We start from the raw sequence: 17,735 nt of genomic DNA on the forward strand, positions 1-17,735 counted from the left end.
TAGCCCTGCCACCGTTAGAAGAACTGGCGGATCGGGTTCGGTCCTGCCGGTAGAGTCCGGCCTGGCCGTGCGTGCTAGGAACCTTCGGAAGTAAGTAGGCTTTCGGTTTAAGTTCAAACCGGTGATGCTCATACGTTCCTGGGAGGTTACACCGGAGGTGATGCGACTGCTGAAAACCATGCAGTTTTGCGGCGGTCAAAAGAAAATGACGGCCAGATCAGCAGAAGCACTCAGTTGAACAGCGAACCAATAGGTCACGATTCATTCCGTTGGTGCACCACCAGTTTAGCACCCTCAGGGGCAACGGTCAGCCTAAGGACGCGCCATTGGGCGCCTGAATCTGCATTGTCTGGGTCCGCCGTCAGTGACCTGATCGCCTGCTCGGCGGCCGTCGCTTGCGCCTCGCCGACGGCGAGAGTCATCACCGTTGGCCCGGCACCGGAAATGACTGCCGGGAATCCTTGGGCCCTGAGCTGGCGCATCAGGGTGGCGCTGGGAAGCATCGCCTGCGCCCGGTAGTCCTGGTGCAGTTCGTCCTGGGTGGCATCCAGGATGAACTCAGGCTCACGGGACAGCGCGTCAATCAGGAGCGCCGCACGGCCGGCATTGGCTGCGGCACTGGCGTGGGACACCGAGGTCGGCAGCAACGCCCTCGCGCTTTCCGTCGACAGGCTGGTCGACGGGACCGCAGCTATCGGAATGATTGACGGATGCACGGGGACGCGGGTGCTGTGAAAGACCCTCCCGGTTTCCCAGGAGATGGCGAGTGCACCCACCAGTGCCGGCGCTACGTTGTCGGGGTGACCCTCCAGGGTGGAACACAGCTGGAGGAGGGCAGGTGGTGCCATCCGTGCGGCGTCCGGGAGCAGGAAGTTGGCTCCCAGCACGGCGGTGACGATCGCTGCCGCCGAGGAGCCCAGCCCCCGTCCGTGAGGGATCAGGTTTTCGGTTTCCAGCTCAAGACCCGGGCAGCCGTATCCTGCGCGATCGAGGGTTTCCAGCAGGGTCCGCGCCACCAGGTGGTTGCCATCGGTGGGGAGGCTGTCCGCCCCCTCGCCGGTAACCCTGACCGACACGATGCCGCTGGTGTTGGTTCGCACCCTGACCGTGTCAAAAAGCGATACGGCCAGTCCCAGCGTGTCGAACCCGGGGCCGAGGTTTGCGCTGGTCGCTGGCACCCGGATGGTCACGTCCTGACCAGCAGCAACGAGGCGGGCGGGCACCGGCGAGGGGTCGATCTCGGTGGAGTACACGGGAACCCGGTCACTCACCCGCTGTGCCCTCGAGTCCCAGAGCGGTTGCGACGCTGACGACGTCGAAATCCACCTTCGTGGGCTCGACGTCGGATCCGTCGGCGGCTTTCAGCGCCCACTGGGGGTCCTTGAGGCCGTGGCCGGTCACGGTGATGACAATGGTCTTGCCGACGGGCGCCTCTCCCGCGGCATGCTTTTTGAGCAGCCCGGCGACTCCGGCCGCGGAGGCTGGTTCCACGAAGACACCTTCGCGTGCGGACAGCCAGCGGTGTGCGTCGAGGATTTCCTGGTCGGTGACTGCTTCGATCAAGCCACCGGATTCGTCCCGGGCGGCAATCGCCTGGTCCCAGGAGGCGGGGTTGCCGATCCTGATGGCCGTGGCGATGGTGTCGGGTTCGGTCACCGGGTGTCCCTTGACCAGGGGCGAGGCGCCCTCGGCCTGGAAGCCCCACATGATGGGCCGTTTGGTGGAGACGGGTGGGAGCACAGTGCTGTCGCCGATGAGGTGGGGGTTGGAGTAGGGCTCCGCGTATTCCTTGTAGCCCTTCCAGTACGCAGTGATATTGCCGGCGTTGCCGACCGGAAGCAGGTGATAGTCGGGGGCATCACCCAGGACATCCACCACCTCGAAGGCTCCAGTCTTCTGGCCTTCGATCCGCGCTGGATTGACTGAGTTGACCAGGAACACCGGGTACGCCTCGGCGAGTTTGCGGGCGACGTCGAGGCAGTTGTCGAAGTTGCCGTTCACCTGAAGCAGTTCTGCTCCATGAGCGATGGCCTGACTCAGCTTGCCCATCGAGATCTTGCCGTCCGGCACCAGAACAGCGCAGGTGATGCCCGCCTGGGTGGCATAGGCCGCCGCTGAGGCAGAGGTGTTCCCAGTCGAGGCGCACACCACTGCCTTGGCCCCGGCCTCGATCGCTGCGGTGATCGCCATCGTCATCCCCCGGTCCTTGAAGGACCCGGTCGGATTCATCCCCTCAACCTTGAGGAAGACCTGGGAACCGGTCAGTTCGGAGAGTGCCTTGGCTGGAACCAGGGGGGTCCCGCCTTCACCCAGGGTGATGACCTCGGTGGACTCGGTGACTGGCAGACGGTCGGCGTACTCGCGGATAACGCCGCGCCATTGGTGAGCCACTTAGGCTCCTTCCACTCGAAGGACGCTCGTTACCGAATTGATCACGGCGAGGTCCTGGATATGTTGAACAGTAGTGGCCAGTGCGGCCTCGGTGGCGCGGTGGGTCACGATGCGCAGTTCAGCGGTGGCGTCCCCCGGCGTGCCGGCTGGATGAATATTCTGCCGCATGGTCTCGATCGAGACGCCCTGCTCGGCGAACAGCTGGGCGATCCGTGCCAGCACACCTGGCTGGTCCGCCACCTCGAGGCCGATCGAGTAGCTGGTTTTGACTGAGTCGATACTCATCGAGGGCACGTGCCCGGTCGTGGTTTCAGTGCGCCCGGGGCCCCCGAGCACCATCCGGCGTGCCGCGCTGACGACGTCGCCCAGCACGGCCGAGGCGGTGGGGGTGCCTCCGGCGCCCTGGCCGTAGAACATCAGTTCGCCGGCGTTCTCAGCTTCGATGAAGACCGCGTTGAACGCACCGTGGACAGCTGCCAGCGGGTGGTCACGGGGCAGCAGGGTGGGGTGCACCCGGACGCTGACGCCCTGGGAACCGGCGCCGTCAACGTCGTCGCGGGGCAGGAGTTCGGCAATGGCCAGCAACTTGATGACAAACCCGGCATCCTTGGCTGCGGCAATATCGTCGGCTGTCACCTTGGTAATGCCCTCGCAGTAGACATCCTCCAGGGCAAACCGGGTGTGGAAGGACAGGGACGCCAGGATGGCGCCCTTCGCCGCGGCGTCGTGCCCCTCCACGTCCGCAGTAGGGTCGGCTTCGGCGTAACCGAGGCGCTGGGCTTCGGCCAGGGCGTCGTCGAACTGTGCGCCGGTGGTGTCCATCTGGTCGAGAATGAAGTTGGTGGTGCCGTTGACGATTCCGAGCACCCGGGTGATGCGGTCGCCGGAGAGGCTGTCCCGGATGGGGCGCAGGATCGGGATAGCGCCGGCCACCGCTGCCTCATAGGACAGCTGGACCCTGGCGGCGTCGGCCTTCTCGTAGAGGGTGGGCCCGTCGAGCGCCAGTAGCGCCTTGTTGCCGCTGACCACCGTGGCGCCGTGGTCAATGGAGCGCAGGATCAATGACCGCGCGGGCTCGATGCCGCCCATCAGTTCGATCACAATGTCGGCGCCCTCCACCAGCGACTCGGCGTCGGTGGTGAAGAGTTCGCGCGGCAGGTCGACGTCACGCGGGGCGTCGAGGTTCCGGACCGCAATACCGGTCAGTTCCAGCCGTGCACCGGTCCGCGCGGCCAGCGCGTCGGCATCTTCGAGGAGGATCCGCGCCACCTGCGAGCCGACGTTGCCGCAGCCCAGCAGGGCGATCTTCAGCGTCGAAAGGGCTGGTGAGAACAAGTCTGTATCAGGTGAAATTGTGTCGCTCCTGCAATCAGTTGGTGGTGCGAGTGATATCCCGGGCCAGGATGTCATCCTCGGTTTCGCCGCGCACGATCAGCCGTGCCTGCCCATCCCGGACCGCCACGACGGGAGGCCTGCCGACCCAGTTGTAGTTACTCGACAGCGCCCAGCAGTAGGCGCCCGTCCCGGGGACCGCCAGCAGGTCGCCCGCACCGGTGTCCTCAGGCAGATAGACGTCCCGGACCACGATGTCGCCGCTTTCGCAGTGCATCCCGACCACGCGTGACAGCACGGGGTCCGCGACGGATGTCCGCGACGCGAGGGCCGCCGAGTAGTTGGCGTCGTAGAGGACTGGGCGGGGGTTATCGCTCATCCCTCCATCCACCGATACGTAACGCCGTGGCTGGGTGTCGCCGTCGACGTCGACCCTGACCGTTTTGGTAATACCGGCCGTGTACAGGGTGAAAGTGGTTGACCCGACGATGGCCCGGCCCGGTTCGATCGAGATCCGGGGCACGGCCAGACCGAGTTCCGCGCAGGTGGCGCGTACGACGTCGGCCATCGCCGTCGCGATCTCGGCTGGCGGGCGGGGGGCGTCGACCTCGGTATAGGCGATGCCGTAGCCGCCGCCCAGGTCCAGTTCGGGCAGTTCCCGCCCATGGAGGTCTCGGACCTGGCCAAGGAAGGCAAGCAGCCTGCGGGCGGCGAGCTCGAAGCCCTCGGGCTCGAAGATCTGCGAGCCGATGTGACAGTGGACGCCCAGCAGGTTGATCGACTCGTGCCCCAGCGCCGCCGCGACTGCCTGCGCTGCCGGAGAGGTGGCCGCCTCGTCTGTGCCCTGTCCAGCGGGTCCACCGGCGAGTGACAAACCGAACTTCTGGTCCTCGTGGGCGGTGGCAATGAACTCGTGGGTGGAAGCGTGCACGCCCGGGGTGAGCCGGAGCATCACGTTCGCTGTGGTGTTGAGGGAGGCGGCGAGGGCGGCGACCTGCTCCAGCTCGGGCAGGCTGTCCACGACGATGCGGCCCAGGTTCAGGTCCAGCGCGCGGCGGAGGGCGGCATCGGACTTGTTGTTCCCATGCAGGCTCAGGTGCTCACCGGGGATGCCGGCCCGCATGGCGATCGCCAGTTCCCCGGCCGAGCAGGTATCCAGCCGCAGGCCTTCCTCCGCCACCCAGTGCGCAATCTCGGTGCAGAGGAACGACTTGCCGGCGTAGTAGACGTCCACTCCCCCGCCGAGGTCAGCGAAGGCGGCGTCGAACGTGTCCTTGAAACTGCGGGCCCTCGTCCGGAAATCATCCTCGGACACGACGAACAGCGGGGTGCCGAACTCGGCGGCGAGCGCGCTGACCGTGATCCCCCCGATGGAGAGTTCCTCACCGGTTCGGCTCACGTCCTTCGCCCAGAGGGCAGGGTCGAGCCGGTTGACGTCGTCGGGATAACTCAGCCAGGCGGGGGCCAGCGGCGAGGGTGTGGACAGGCGGACCGCCTCGGTTCCCATGCTCACATCCGCTCCGGCGCGGAGACGCCGAGCAGCCCCAGGCCGTTGGCGAGAACCTGCTGCGTGGCGTTGTTCAGCCAGAGCCGGGTGCGGTGCAGATCGGTGACCGGTTCGTCGCCCAGCGGCGCGATCCGGCACGCGTCGTACCAGCGGTGGTAGGTGCCGGCGATGACCTCGATGTGGCGGGCCACCCGGTGCGGTTCCCGGAACGCCGCCGCCTGCGCCACCATGCCAGGGAACTGGCCGAGCGCCGCGAGCAGTTCACCCTCGGTGGGGTGGCTGAGTTCGGAAGCGTCGAACGCGCTCGTGTCCACCCCGGCGGCTACGGCATTGCGCTCCACCGCGTGGGTCCGGGCATGGGCGTACTGCACGTAGAACACCGGGTTGTCGTTGGTCCGCCGGGTGAGCAGGTCAAGGTCGATATCGATGTTCGAGTCCGCGGAGAAGCGCGCCAGGGTGTACCGGGCGGCGTCCACGCCGACGGCGTCGACCAGGTCCTCAAGGGTGACCACGGTGCCGTTCCGCTTGGACATCCGGACCGGGGCACCGTCCTTCATCAAGTTGACCATCTGGCCGATCAGCACCTCGACAGTGTCGGGGTCATCGCCGAGCGCGGCCGCTGCGGCCTTGAGCCGGGCCACATAGCCGTGGTGGTCGGCGCCGAGCATGATGATGTTCAGGTCGAAGCCCCGCTGGCGCTTGTTGACGAAGTAGCCGATGTCGCCAGCGATGTAAGCGGGTGCGCCGTCGGACTTGATGACCACGCGGTCCTTGTCGTCGCCGAACTCGGTGGACCGCAGCCACCACGCGCCGTCTTCGAGGTACAAGTTCCCCGAGGTCTTCAGCTTCTCCAGCAGCCCCTCGACGAACCCGTCCTGGAAGAGCGAGTGCTCGTGGAAGTACACGTCGAAGTCGACGCCGAAGTCATGCAAGGACTTCTTGATGTCAGAGAACATCAGATCCACACCCAGTTCGCGGAACCGCTCGACCGATTCGTCCTGCGGCAGGTCCAGGATGGCAGGGTCGAGGACCAGGACGCGGGCGGCGATGTCGTCAATGTAGGCTCCGCCGTAGCCGTCCTCCGGGGACGGCTCGCCCTTGGCACTGGCCCACAGCGAGCGGGCGAACCGCTCCACCTGCGCGCCGTGGTCATTGAAGTAGTACTCCCGGGTCACTGCCGCGCCCTGGGACTGGAACAGCCGGGCCAGTGCGTCGCCGACGGCGGCCCACCGGGTGCCGCCCAGGTGGATGGGGCCTGTGGGGTTCGCCGAGACAAATTCCAGGTTGATCTTGGTGCCCGCCATCAACCCGCTGTTGCCGTAAGTGGCGCCCGCTTCGACAATGGACCGGGCAAGTTCGCCAGCGGCTGCGGCGTCGAGGGTGATGTTGAGGAAGCCGGGACCGGCGATCGCGACGGTCTTGACGCCGTCGATCTGCTCCAGGCGACTGCTGAGGATCTGGGCGAACTCCCGGGGGTTCATTCCCGCCTGCTTGGACAGCTGGAGGGCGATGTTGGTGGCCCAGTCCCCGTGCTCCCGGCTCCGGGGTCGCTCCACCCGCACCTCAGAGGGAAGCTCGACGTCGAATTCGCCAGCGGCGACGGCGTCTTTGAGGCATGAGGAGATGGCAGCAGATAGTTCTTCAGGAGTCACCCGTCCAGCATAACGGGGCTCACCGCTGGGGCCATTTCTGTGACGCCTCCCCGGCCCGGTCCCCCTCACCCGGGGGGACCGGGAACAGAGGGTTTTCGTCAGGGGGTGCTTCCCTGCTAAGCTCAATGAGTCCCAATTACGGGGCCGGTATGACCGGTTCCACGCCTTCGTAGCTCAGGGGATAGAGCGTCTGCCTCCGGCGCAGAAGGTCGTAGGTTCGAATCCTATCGAGGGCACAGAACAACCCCCGGATCTCACTGAAATCCGGGGGTTGACTGCTTTAAGGGGGCCGCGTACAGATCCCTCAGCAGGGCAATCTCCGCCAGGTGGTGGATCATTTCACGGTTGATGTGGAGGACGAGCGACCCCATCGGCCAGGCGGCGAACTCGTGTTCAGCTGGTCCCACCGGCCGGTCGATTCCGGCTGCGTCGAGCTGCGATACCCCGGCTATCCACTGCTCATAGAGGCTGTCCAGCTGCTCCAGCGCCTGCTGAGCGGATCCCGGGTAGTCGAAGGACGGGTAGTCGATGGGCTCCCCGCCGAAGTGCGAGGCTACCCGTGACCCCAGCACCCCCACCATCAGATGCCCCATCCGCCAGGCAATCGTGGTGACCGGCGCTGGGCTTGGTTCGGGAATCTCGAAATCAATGGTGAACGCACCACTTCCCACCTGGAGGGCGGCTGTCCCCGTCCCCCGGGGCCGCACACTCCAGCAGCCGTCCACCGGCTCCCAGAAGTACTCCTCATCGCTCAAACCGTCCAGCCGGGGGCGGGCCTGGTGCTCCCAATGCCACCGCAGCTGGTCTGTCAGTTCCTTAGTGATGTCCATGGACTCAGGGTAGGAGCGATTGAGGACAGCTTCTGACCTGGTTGGAGAGTATTTTGGGTACATGTTGGAAACCTCGGCCCGGCTGCTGCAATTACTGTCGCTGCTTCAGCTGCGCCGTGAATGGACCGGCTCCGCCCTGGCCGACAGGATGGATGTCACTGAGCGCACGGTGCGCCGCGACATCGGCAAGCTCCGCACTCTGGGCTACCCCATCCACGCTTCCCCGGGGATCGCTGGCGGGTACCAGCTCGGGGCAGGCGCCCAGCTGCCCCCGCTGCTACTCGACGACGACGAAGCCCTCGCTGTCGCGCTCGGCCTCAGCGCCGTCACGGCGAGCCCCGTGGCGGGCATCGGAGAGGCCTCCGTACGGGCGCTCACCAAACTGGAACAGGTCCTGCCGGGCCGGCTACGCCCCCGGTTTGCCGGCCTGCGCAACGCCGTCACCCGGATGGCGGCGGTCAGCACACCGGTGCGGCCCGAAATTCTCACGGCGCTCTCCGCAGCGATCACCGAGCGTCGCACAGTCGTCTTCAGGTATGCCCGTCAAGACGGTGAATCATCACGCCGGATCGTCGAGCCTTACCGGCTGGTCGACACCGGTCGCCGCTGGTACCTGGTGGCGTGGGATGCCACCCGCGAGGACTGGCGGACGTTCCGGGTGGACCGCTGCCAGTCAGTACCCGCCCAGCGGGACCGCTTCACTCCCCGGCCGCTGCCTGCCCGGGACCTCGCCCTGTACGTCCAGCAGTCAATTACCCGGTCCCCCTACAAGTACGACGTCGTGGTCCGGCTCACTGGGAACATCGCCGATGTCTCGCAAAAGATTTCACCGGATACGGCTGAGCTCCAGAGCGACGGCGACGGCCACACGATCATGCGCGCCGGGTTCGATTCGCTCGATTGGCCCCTGATGCACCTGGTGGCGCTGGAACTGGACTTCGAGATCCTGGACCCGCCGCAGATGCGTGAGCGTGCCCGGCTGGCGGCGGCCCGCCTGAGCGGGGCAGCCGGGGACTGATCCGGTTCTCCCAAGGCCTAGAATTGGTACCAACCATGGCACTGACTATCTCCTATCCCCCCGAACTCCCGGTTTCCGAGCGCCGCGCCGACATCATGGCCGCTATCGCTGCCAACCAGGTGACGATCATCGCTGGCGAGACCGGCTCCGGCAAGACCACCCAGATCCCCAAGATGTGCGTGGAACTGGGGCTCGCGGAGCATGGATTGATTGGCCACACCCAGCCCCGCCGGCTGGCGGCCCGCACCGTCGCCGAACGGATCGCCGAGGAACTGGATGTCAAGGTGGGAGCCGAGGTCGGTTTCCAGGTGCGGTTCACCGGCGAGGTCAGCCGCAGCACAAAGATCAAGCTGATGACTGACGGCATCCTGCTCGCGGAGATCCAGCACGACCGGCTGCTGAAGAAATACAGCACCATCATCATCGATGAGGCCCACGAGCGGAGCCTCAACATCGACTTCATCCTCGGGTATCTGAAGCGGATCCTCCCCCAGCGCCCCGATCTGAAGCTCATCATCACCTCCGCCACCATCGATCCGGAACGCTTCGCCGCGCACTTCGCCGCCGATGAAGCCGTAAGCGTCAAGCAGCCGGCACCGATCATCGAGGTCTCCGGCCGCACCTACCCGGTGGAGATCAGGTACCGTCCGCTCAGCCAGCCGGCGGGCGCGGCTGATGACAGCGCCGATCCCGGGGACCAGGAGGAGGACCGCGACCCGCTCGACGCGGTGTGTGACGCCGTCGACGAACTCGCCACCGAAGCTCCCGGGGACATCCTGGTGTTCTTCTCCGGCGAGCGCGAGATTCGCGACGCTGCCGACGCCCTCCGCGCCCGGGTGCAGGTCAACCCCCGGCTCAAGGGCACTGACATCCTGCCGTTGTTCGCCAGGTTGTCGCTGCAGGAACAGCATCGGGTCTTCCGCCCCTCAGGCCCGGGCCGCCGCATCATCCTGGCCACGAACGTCGCGGAGACCTCGCTGACCGTCCCCGGCATCAAGTATGTGATCGACACCGGTACCGCCCGGATCTCCCGGTATTCACACCGCACCAAGGTGCAGCGGCTCCCAATCGAGCGCGTCTCGCAGGCCTCCGCGAACCAGCGCTCCGGGCGCTGCGGCCGGGTGTCGGATGGCATCGCCATCCGGTTGTACTCCCAGGAGGACTTCGACGCCCGCCGTCCATTCACCGACCCCGAGATCCTGCGCACCAACCTGGCGGCGGTCATCCTGCAGATGAGCGCGATGGGCGTCACCCGCGGCCCCAAGGACGTCGCTGACTTCCCCTTCGTCGAACCACCTGATTCCAAGGCCATCAACGATGGCGTCACCCTGCTCAAGGAGCTCGGCGCCCTCGACCCGTCGGGCAGCATTTCGAAGGTCGGCCGGAAGCTCGCACAGCTTCCCGTGGATCCGCGCCTGGGCCGGATGATCGTTGAGGCCGGCGAGCGGGGATGCGCCAAGGAAGTGATGGTGCTCGCGGCGGCCCTGACCATCCAGGACCCGCGGGAGCGCCCGCAGGCAGACCAGGGCGCGAAACTGCAGACCGCCACGGCGATGCACAAGCGGTTCCTGGATGAGAACTCCGACTTCACCGGCTACCTGAACCTCTGGCGGTACCTGCAGGAGCAGCAGAAGGAACTTTCCTCGACCCAGTTCCGCAAGCTGTGCCGCAACGAGTTCATCAACTACCTGCGGGTGCGCGAGTGGCAGGACCTGTTTGCCCAGCTCCGGCAGCTGGCTAAACCGCTGGGCATCACGCTGTCCCCTGACCCAGTGGACCCGGTGGGCAACGACACCCCGATTCACATCAGCCTGCTCTCCGGGCTGCTCAGCCACATCGGGCTTTATGACCAGCGCAAACGGGAGTACGCCGGTGCGCGGGGGACCCGGTTCGTGATCTTCCCCGGCAGCGCACTCTTCAAGAAATCGCCGGACTGGGTGATGGCCGCCGAACTGGTCGAAACCTCCCGGCTCTGGGCACGGGTCGTTGCGAAGTTCGACCCGCTGTGGGCGGAAGAGGTGGCGCCGCACCTGGTCAAACGCAGCTACAGCGAACCCCACTGGTCCCGCAAGATGGGCGCGGTGATGGCCCATGAAAAGGTCACCCTGTACGGCGTTCCGATCGTCCCGCAGCGCCGCGTCAACTACGGGCGGATCGACCGCGAAGTTGCCCGCGAAATGTTCATCAGGCATGCCCTCGTGGAGGGTGATTGGAAGACCCACCACAAGTTCTTCCACCGCAACAAGGCACGCCTCGCGGAAATCGAGGAGCTGGAGAACAGGCTGCGCCGTCGTGACCTGATGGTCGACGACGAGACCCTGTTCGAGTTCTACGACTCCCGGGTGGGACCCGACGTGGTCTCCGAACGGCACTTCGACTCCTGGTGGAAGGACACCCGCCATCGTCAGCCGGAACTCCTGGACTTCCTGCCCGGCGATGTGCTCGCCGACGATGACCTCGACGAGTCCGCCTTCCCCAAGACCTGGCATCAGGGCGGGTTCGACCTGCCGCTGAGCTACGAGTTCTCCCCCGGCGTGCAGGGCGCCTCGGACGGCGTCACGGTCCAGATCCCCGTGGTGCTCCTGAACCAGCTCGAGGCGCGGCCGTTCCACTGGCAGATCCCTGGACTGCGGGTGGAACTGGTCACCGCGCTGATCAAGTCCCTGCCAAAACAGGTGCGCAAGAACTTCATTCCCGCCCCCGATGTGGCCAGGAGCGCCGTTGCTGCCCTGAACACCGACTTCGATCCCGACCGGGACGACCTGGAGCAGTCGCTGGAACTGGCGTTGCGGCGGTTGAAGGGGCACATCATCGCGCCCGGTTCCTGGAACCGCGCCGTCCTGCCTGAACACCTCCTGATGACCTTCCAGGTGGTGGACGGCCAGGGCAAGATCCTCGACGAGGGCACCGACCTGGCCGCCCTGCAGGAGCGGTTGGCGCCGCAGACACGCCGCGCGATCGCCGAGTCCCTGGGTGCCACCCCGGCGACCACCCGGCCGGCCAAAGCTCCCGCGAGGGTGCAGTCGCGGGCCGCCGCGGCCGGCTCACCGACAGACATTGGGATCACCGAGCGGTCCGGACTCACCGCCTGGACCCTCGGTGACCTGCCCCGGCAGGTCACCCGGTTGGTGAATGGCCACACCGTGACCGGGTATCCGGCTCTGACCGACGAGGGCACCGCCGTCGGGCTGGCGGTCTTCCCCAACACCGCCGAGCAGGAAGCGTCAATGCGCGACGGCGTCATCCGCCTCCTCGCGGTCCGCGTGCCGAGCCCTGCCAAGTACGTGCTGGAGCATCTCAGCAATGCGGAAAAGCTCACGTTTACGCAGAACCCCCACGGCAGCGTGGCGGGACTGATCCAGGACTGCACCCTGGCGGCAGTCGACAAGCTCACCCCGGAGGTCCTGCCCTGGACCGAGGCCGAATTCACTGCCCTTTACGAGACCGTCAGGGCCGAGCTCATCGACACCGTGTTCACCGTGACGGCCACAGTGGAGAAGATCCTCTCCAGCACCCGGCGGATCGAGAAGCAGCTCAAGGGGACCACCAGCCTCGCCCTGATCACAGCGCTGAACGACGTGCGGAGCCAGCTGGAGCAGCTGGTGTACCCGGGCTTTGTCGCGAAAACCGGCTACACCCAGCTCAGCCAGCTACCCCGGTATTTGACCGGCATCGAGACGCGGATCGCCAAGCTGGCGGGCAACGTCCAGCGCGATTCCCTCGGAACGGCGGTGGTCCAGCGGCTGGAAGACGAGTACGACGACGCCGTCGCCGCCCTCGTTCCGGGCGGACGGAAGACTCCGCCCGCCCTGTTGCGGGTGCGCTGGATGCTCGAGGAACTGAGGATCAGCCTGTTCGCTCAGGAACTCGGCACCGCCTACACCGTCTCAGAGAAACGGATCCGCGCTGCGATCGGCGAGGCGATGGCAGCGCAGCGGACCGGGGTAGGGTCCGCCGGGTAAGCGCCCGGTGGGCGGCCAGCCGCTAGCTGGCCTCGGGCACGCGCGAGCCGTGACCAGCGTCCCGGAGCGCAGCCCGCAGGGCCGCCGCGTTGGCGTCAAGCCTCTCCGGGTCCGGGTTGTGGTCCACCGCATGAACGTCGAAGTCCTTGGAGCTCTGCGTCGGCCAGACGTGGACGTGCAGGTGCGGCACCTCGAACCCCTCCACGAGTACGCCTACCCGCTTCGGGGCGAAAGCGGCCGCCTGTGCCTTGCCGATGGTCTGCGCCACGGCCATCACCTTGCCCAGGAGCTCGGGTTCAGCATCCACCCAGTGCGCCACCTCCTGCCGGGGCAGCACCAGGGTGTGCCCGTCGGTCAGGGGCGCGATCGTGAGGAAAGCGACGACGTCGTCGTCCTTCCAGACGAAGCGCCCCGGAATCTCGCCGTCGATGATCTTGGTGAACAGGGTACTCATGCGAAACTCCTCAGCTTCAAGGTAGGGATGGGTGGGTGTCCGTCTAGGCTCCGGTTGCCACCGGCAACTCGGACCGCGACGACCATTGGGACCAGGATCCCGGATACAGCGCGGCACGGTAGCCGGCAATCTCCAGGGCGGCGATCTGATGGGCGGCGGTAATCCCCGACCCGCAGTACACGGCGACGTCGACCGTGTCGCTGACCCCGAGGGCCTCGAATCGTTCCCTGAGGTCCTGCGGCGTCTTGAACCGCAGGTCGGCGGCGAGGTTCTCGGTGGTGGGTGCACTGATCGCCCCGGGAATGTGGCCTGCCTTCGGATCCAGTGGTTCCACTTCGCCGCGGAACCGTTCACCGGCGCGGGCGTCCAGCAGGACTCCATCCCGGGCGAGGTCAGCTACGGCATCGAGGCCGGTCACCGGCATGGCCCCCTGCGTCAGGTCGACCTCGCCGAGACAGTGCTGCTCCTCGCCGCCCTCGGTCTCGAAGCCGGCTGCTGTCCAGGCGGTGAGCCCGCCGTCGAGCAGGTGCACCGTCTCGAGTCCGGCCCAGCGCAGCAGCCACCAGAGCCGTGCAGCCGAGGTGTTACCCGAGTTGTCGTAGGCGACGACGACGTCGCCGTCGTTGATCCCCCACTGCCGGGCGGCTTCCTGCAAGCGGTCAAGGCTCGGGAGTGGGTGCCTGCCCTCGCGGGCTGACGGTTCGGCGCTGAGCGTGGACTCCAGGTCAACGTAGACGGCGCCGGGGATGTGGGCTGATTGGTAATGGCCGTGGCCGTGGGGATCGCCCAGCGTCCAGCGGACATCCAGCAGAACCGTCTGCAGACCGGAGGTCATCCGGTCCCGCAGGGCCTGCACGTCCATCAGAGTCTTCATCAAGATCTCCTTTTGAATGTGACCGGCAACACTGCCGGGCCTATGTGCACCAGTCCACCACAGCCGGTGCTGGTTTTGTAATCCGGCACCTCAGACTCATCTGTGGGCTGGGAAGTGGCCGGTAGGCTGAACCCGTGACTATCCTGACGCCCCTCTCCGAACGGTCCTGGGCGGCGGAGGCGATCCGCCGCATCGAAGCCGAGAACAACCGGTCGGCCGATACGCACCTGTATGCGGTTCCATTGCCGGAGCACTGGGGTGTCGACCTGTTCCTCAAGGACGAGTCGACGCACCGCACCGGCAGCCTCAAGCATCGGTTGGCGCGGTCCCTGTTCCTCTTCGGCCTGGTCAACGGCTGGATCACCGAGAACACCACCATCGTGGAGGCATCCAGTGGTTCGACGGCGGTCTCGGAGGCCTATTTCGCTCAACTCCTCGACCTGCCGTTCATTGCCGTGATGACCCGGACCACCAGCAAGGAAAAGATCGACCTGATCGAACAGTACGGCGGAGCCTGCCACTTCGTGGAGCACGCTTCCGACGTGTATGACGCTGCCGCCGAGCTCGCTGCCACCGCCGGTGGCCACTACATGGACCAGTTCACGTACGCGGAGCGGGCCACCGACTGGCGCGGCAACAACAACATTGCAGAATCGATCTTCGGCCAGCTCGCCCTGGAACAGCACCCCATCCCCGACTGGATCGTGGTGGGCGCCGGAACCGGGGGCACCAGCGCCACCATCGGCCGGTATATCAGGTACCAGCGTCACCCAACCCGGCTGGCCGTCGTCGACCCGGAGAACTCGGCGTTCTACCCGGCCTGGCTCAACCGCGGCACCTCTGCGGCGGGCAGCCCCTCCCGCATCGAGGGCATCGGACGGCCCCGGCTGGAACCCAGTTTTGTGCCGGGAGTGATCGACCACATGATCCAGGTGCCCGATGCCGCCTCCGTCGCCGCTATGCGGCACCTGAGGGACCTCACCGGCCTTCATGCCGGGCCGTCCACCGGGACCAATCTGTGGGGCGTCTGGCGCCTGATCGCCGGAATGATCGCCGAGGGACGGAGGGGCAGCGTGGTCTCGTTGATGTGTGACGCCGGCACCCGGTACGCCGGGTCGTACGACGACGACGCCTGGCTGGCCGCCCGCGGCTTGGATCCGGCACCCGCGGCGGCCCAGCTGGAGCGGTTCTTCTCCACTGGAACGTGGCACGACTGAGCGACCCCAGATAGCGGCGGCCGCGTGAACCGGGTAGAACTGAGGCATGACTGATTCCCTGGTGCTTGGCCCCATGATGCGGTATGTCGACCTCACGTCGGCAAGCATCTGGGTGGAAACCCGCCGCGCGGCGCTGGTGACGGTCACTGCCGGGCAGCGTTCCTGGACTGCCCGGACCTTCGGCGTCCATGGCCACCACTACGCCCTCGTCGAAGTCGATGGCCTGGAACCCGGTTCCGTCTCCGAATACACGGTGTCGATCGACGGGGAACTGGTGTGGCCGGAAGAAGGGTCCCAGTATCCGCCATCGAAGATCGGCACCCTGGCCCCCGGCAAGCCCATCAAGATGGCTTTCGGCTCCTGCCGGACCAGTGTCCCCCACAACGAGGCCGGCAACGGCAAGCACGGCGTCGATTCAATGCGGGCCTATGCCCTCAACATGGCGAACGGCGTCGACGACGTGGCGTGGCCAGACCTGGTGGTCTTCCTTGGCGACCAGGTGTACGCGGACGTGACTTCCGACGCGATGCAGGAGTTCATCAAGGCCCGGAGGGACATCAGCGAGGAACCCGGCGAGGAACTGAAGGACTACGAGGAGTACGCGCACCTGTACAACCTTGCATGGTCGGACGACGCCAACCGGTGGCTGCTCTCCACCCTGCCCAGCGCCATGATTTTCGACGACCACGACATCCGGGACGACTGGAACACGTCCCTTAAGTGGAAACAGTCAATGGAAGAGACATCCTGGTGGCAGGGACGCATCGTCTCGGGACTTGGGTCCTACTGGGTCCACCAGCATCTGGGCAACCTCTCCCCCGAGCACCGGGCCGGGGACGAAATCTGGCAGGTCATTGCCGGCCATCAGGGCGAGGACGAGTTGGATATCAGCGACGTGCTGGACCGGTTCGCCGACCGGGCGAATCAGCAACCCTCCACCTACCGCTGGAGCTATGCCCGGGAAATCGGCGACGTGCGCCTGGTGGTCGTCGACTCGCGCGCGGGAAGGGTTCTCGACCCCGCCAGGCGCTCGATCCTCGATGAGCAGGAGATGGACTGGCTGGACGGCCAGATGCAGGGCGGCTTCCGTCATCTGCTGATCGCCACTTCGCTGCCCTTCCTGCTCCCCGCCGGCCTGCACCACATCGAGGCCTGGAACGAGGCGCTGGCCGACGGCGCCTGGGGAAAGGTTGGCGCGAAAATCGGCGAGAAAATGCGGCGCACCGTTGATCTGGAACACTGGGGGGCGTTCCAGCGGAGCTTCAGGACTGTCGCACGGATGGCGGTCGAGGTGGCCGACGGGCTGCGAGGCGCGGCGCCGGAGACGGTCACCTTCCTGTCCGGAGACGTGCACTTTTCCTACGTTTCCGAGGTGGAGCGCACCTCGGGCAGCCGGATTATCCAGGCGGTGTGCTCGCCGATCCGCAACCCGCTCCCTCGCGCCATGCGGTTTGCGACGGCAATCCTGTCCTATGGCGTCGCGAGCCCGGTGGGCGCACTGGTGGCCCGATCCGCCAAGGTCCCGAACCCGCCGTTCCGATGGTCAGGCCTCAAGGGGCCCTGGTTCGACAACAACCTCGCGGGCCTCCAGGACGGCCCGGACGGGCTCCGGTTCTGGTGGGAGCGCGGCGTCGTTGTCGACGGAGACCACCTCTCACCCCAGCTTGAGCAGGTGTCGACAGTGACCGTCTCCCCCAGGACCTCACCCGCCGTTACGGGGTCCTCCCAGCACTAGATGGTCACGCTGTCACCCGGGGCCAGATGGCGGAACTCGGTACCGTACAGTCCGCCGAGCCGGGCAACGTGGCCCTCGACCATCTGCAGTCCCGTGTCATTGAGCAGTGCATCGTGGATCTGATAGGCCCGCGGCGCGCGCACCGAAGTGACAAAGTCGATGACCTCAGCGATCTTTGACCACGGGGCATGCACCGGGACCAGCAGCGTGGTGATGTCGATACCGTGGGGAACGATGAAAGAATCTCCCGGATGGTAGAGGTTGCCGTCAATCACGTATCCGATATTCGCGACCACCGGGATCTGCGGGTGGATCATCGCGTGCTGGCCACCGAACGTCTGCACCTCGAAACCGGCAACGCTGTAGCGCTGCTCCGGCCCCGCTGTGCGGACTCTTCCGGAGGCGTCCTCGTCGAGCCGTTCGGCCAGCACACCCGCCACCACCTCCGGCGCGTACACCACCAGGGACGGGTCGTCCTGGAGCGCGGCCACCACCCGGTCCTCGTCGATGTGGTCGGGATGCTGGTGGGTAATGAGGAGGGCGTGCGCACCGGCGAGGGCGGTCTCCACCTCGGAGAACGATCCCGGATCGATGACCAGCACCGCACCCTCTTTTTCCAGCCGGACACAGGAGTGGGTGAATTTGGTGAGCTTCATCGCGTCAGCCTACCGTCAGGGCCCTGCCCGCCAACAGGGCGACCCGCGCAGCGCTGGTAATCTTGTTCGCGGGGTCAGTAATGTCCGAGCCGTCAGGAGGCGATTCA

At 66.3% G+C, this 17,735-nt stretch carries 13 protein-coding genes and 1 tRNA gene; 5 read left to right on the forward strand and 9 right to left on the reverse strand.

Going from position 1 to position 17,735, the window contains the following annotated elements; genetic code table 11:
• Positions 1 to 254 precede the first annotated feature (254 nt).
• Genes thrB through argS form a run of 5 tightly spaced genes read right to left on the reverse strand, consistent with a single transcriptional unit; the run spans position 255 to position 6,882 of the window.
• Positions 255 to 1,271, reverse strand: a complete 1,017-nt coding sequence (gene thrB, locus HMI58_RS02685; protein ID WP_318779113.1) for a homoserine kinase — start codon at positions 1,269 to 1,271, stop codon at positions 255 to 257.
• Positions 1,264 to 2,391 (reverse strand): threonine synthase, encoded by a 1,128-nt coding sequence (thrC, locus tag HMI58_RS02690; protein ID WP_171618064.1) that lies wholly within the window; start codon positions 2,389 to 2,391, stop codon positions 1,264 to 1,266. Before thrC ends, thrB begins: the two co-directional genes overlap by 8 nt.
• Entirely contained in the window at positions 2,392 to 3,726 is a 1,335-nt protein-coding gene (locus HMI58_RS02695; protein WP_171584193.1) for a homoserine dehydrogenase, read from the reverse strand.
• A 34-nt stretch (positions 3,727 to 3,760) separates the two neighbouring features.
• Positions 3,761 to 5,230: a diaminopimelate decarboxylase gene (gene lysA / locus HMI58_RS02700; protein WP_171618162.1), complete on the reverse strand. Its 1,470-nt coding sequence runs from the start codon at positions 5,228 to 5,230 to the stop codon at positions 3,761 to 3,763.
• Between the two features lie 2 nt (positions 5,231 to 5,232).
• Positions 5,233 to 6,882: an arginine--tRNA ligase gene (gene argS, locus HMI58_RS02705; RefSeq protein ID WP_171618065.1), complete on the reverse strand. Its 1,650-nt coding sequence runs from the start codon at positions 6,880 to 6,882 to the stop codon at positions 5,233 to 5,235.
• A gap of 163 nt (positions 6,883 to 7,045) precedes the next feature.
• Between argS and HMI58_RS02710 the strand changes: the two genes are divergently transcribed.
• Positions 7,046 to 7,118 (forward strand) — tRNA-Arg (locus tag HMI58_RS02710).
• Positions 7,119 to 7,136: 18 nt separating this feature from the next.
• Here HMI58_RS02710 and HMI58_RS02715 read toward each other — a convergent pair.
• Complete coding sequence (locus tag HMI58_RS02715; RefSeq protein ID WP_171584190.1) at positions 7,137 to 7,712, reverse strand: DinB family protein; 576 nt, start codon at positions 7,710 to 7,712, stop codon at positions 7,137 to 7,139.
• Between the two features lie 61 nt (positions 7,713 to 7,773).
• Here HMI58_RS02715 and HMI58_RS02720 point away from each other — a divergent pair, with 61 nt between their 5' ends.
• Positions 7,774 to 8,730, forward strand: coding sequence for a YafY family protein (locus HMI58_RS02720; protein ID WP_171584189.1), 957 nt, complete (start codon positions 7,774 to 7,776; stop codon positions 8,728 to 8,730).
• Between the two features lie 35 nt (positions 8,731 to 8,765).
• Positions 8,766 to 12,692 carry an ATP-dependent RNA helicase HrpA gene (gene hrpA / locus HMI58_RS02725; protein ID WP_171618066.1) on the forward strand — a complete coding sequence of 1,309 codons (3,927 nt, stop codon included), beginning with the start codon at positions 8,766 to 8,768 and terminating at the stop codon, positions 12,690 to 12,692.
• A 22-nt stretch (positions 12,693 to 12,714) separates the two neighbouring features.
• Here the strand turns inward: hrpA and HMI58_RS02730 are convergent, their stop codons facing one another.
• Together HMI58_RS02730 and HMI58_RS02735 are read right to left on the reverse strand one after the other, a co-directional pair.
• Positions 12,715 to 13,146, reverse strand: coding sequence for an HIT family protein (locus HMI58_RS02730; RefSeq protein ID WP_171584187.1), 432 nt, complete (start codon positions 13,144 to 13,146; stop codon positions 12,715 to 12,717).
• A gap of 43 nt (positions 13,147 to 13,189) precedes the next feature.
• Positions 13,190 to 14,020, reverse strand: coding sequence for a sulfurtransferase (locus HMI58_RS02735; protein WP_171584186.1), 831 nt, complete (start codon positions 14,018 to 14,020; stop codon positions 13,190 to 13,192).
• Between the two features lie 134 nt (positions 14,021 to 14,154).
• On the opposite strand from HMI58_RS02735, the gene HMI58_RS02740 reads away from it, so the two are divergent.
• Positions 14,155 to 15,237, forward strand: coding sequence for a PLP-dependent cysteine synthase family protein (locus tag HMI58_RS02740; protein ID WP_171584185.1), 1,083 nt, complete (start codon positions 14,155 to 14,157; stop codon positions 15,235 to 15,237).
• A 46-nt stretch (positions 15,238 to 15,283) separates the two neighbouring features.
• A complete protein-coding gene (locus HMI58_RS02745; protein ID WP_171618067.1) occupies positions 15,284 to 16,972 on the forward strand; it encodes an alkaline phosphatase D family protein in 1,689 nt (562 codons plus the stop codon).
• Here the strand turns inward: HMI58_RS02745 and HMI58_RS02750 are convergent.
• Positions 16,969 to 17,628 (reverse strand): MBL fold metallo-hydrolase, encoded by a 660-nt coding sequence (locus HMI58_RS02750; RefSeq protein ID WP_171618068.1) that lies wholly within the window; start codon positions 17,626 to 17,628, stop codon positions 16,969 to 16,971. The genes HMI58_RS02745 and HMI58_RS02750 overlap by 4 nt on opposite strands.
• Positions 17,629 to 17,735 lie beyond the last annotated feature (107 nt).

The organism is Arthrobacter sp. 147(2020) (assembly GCF_013116715.1).
In the GTDB taxonomy this organism is placed as follows: Bacteria; Actinomycetota; Actinomycetes; order Actinomycetales; family Micrococcaceae; genus Arthrobacter_D.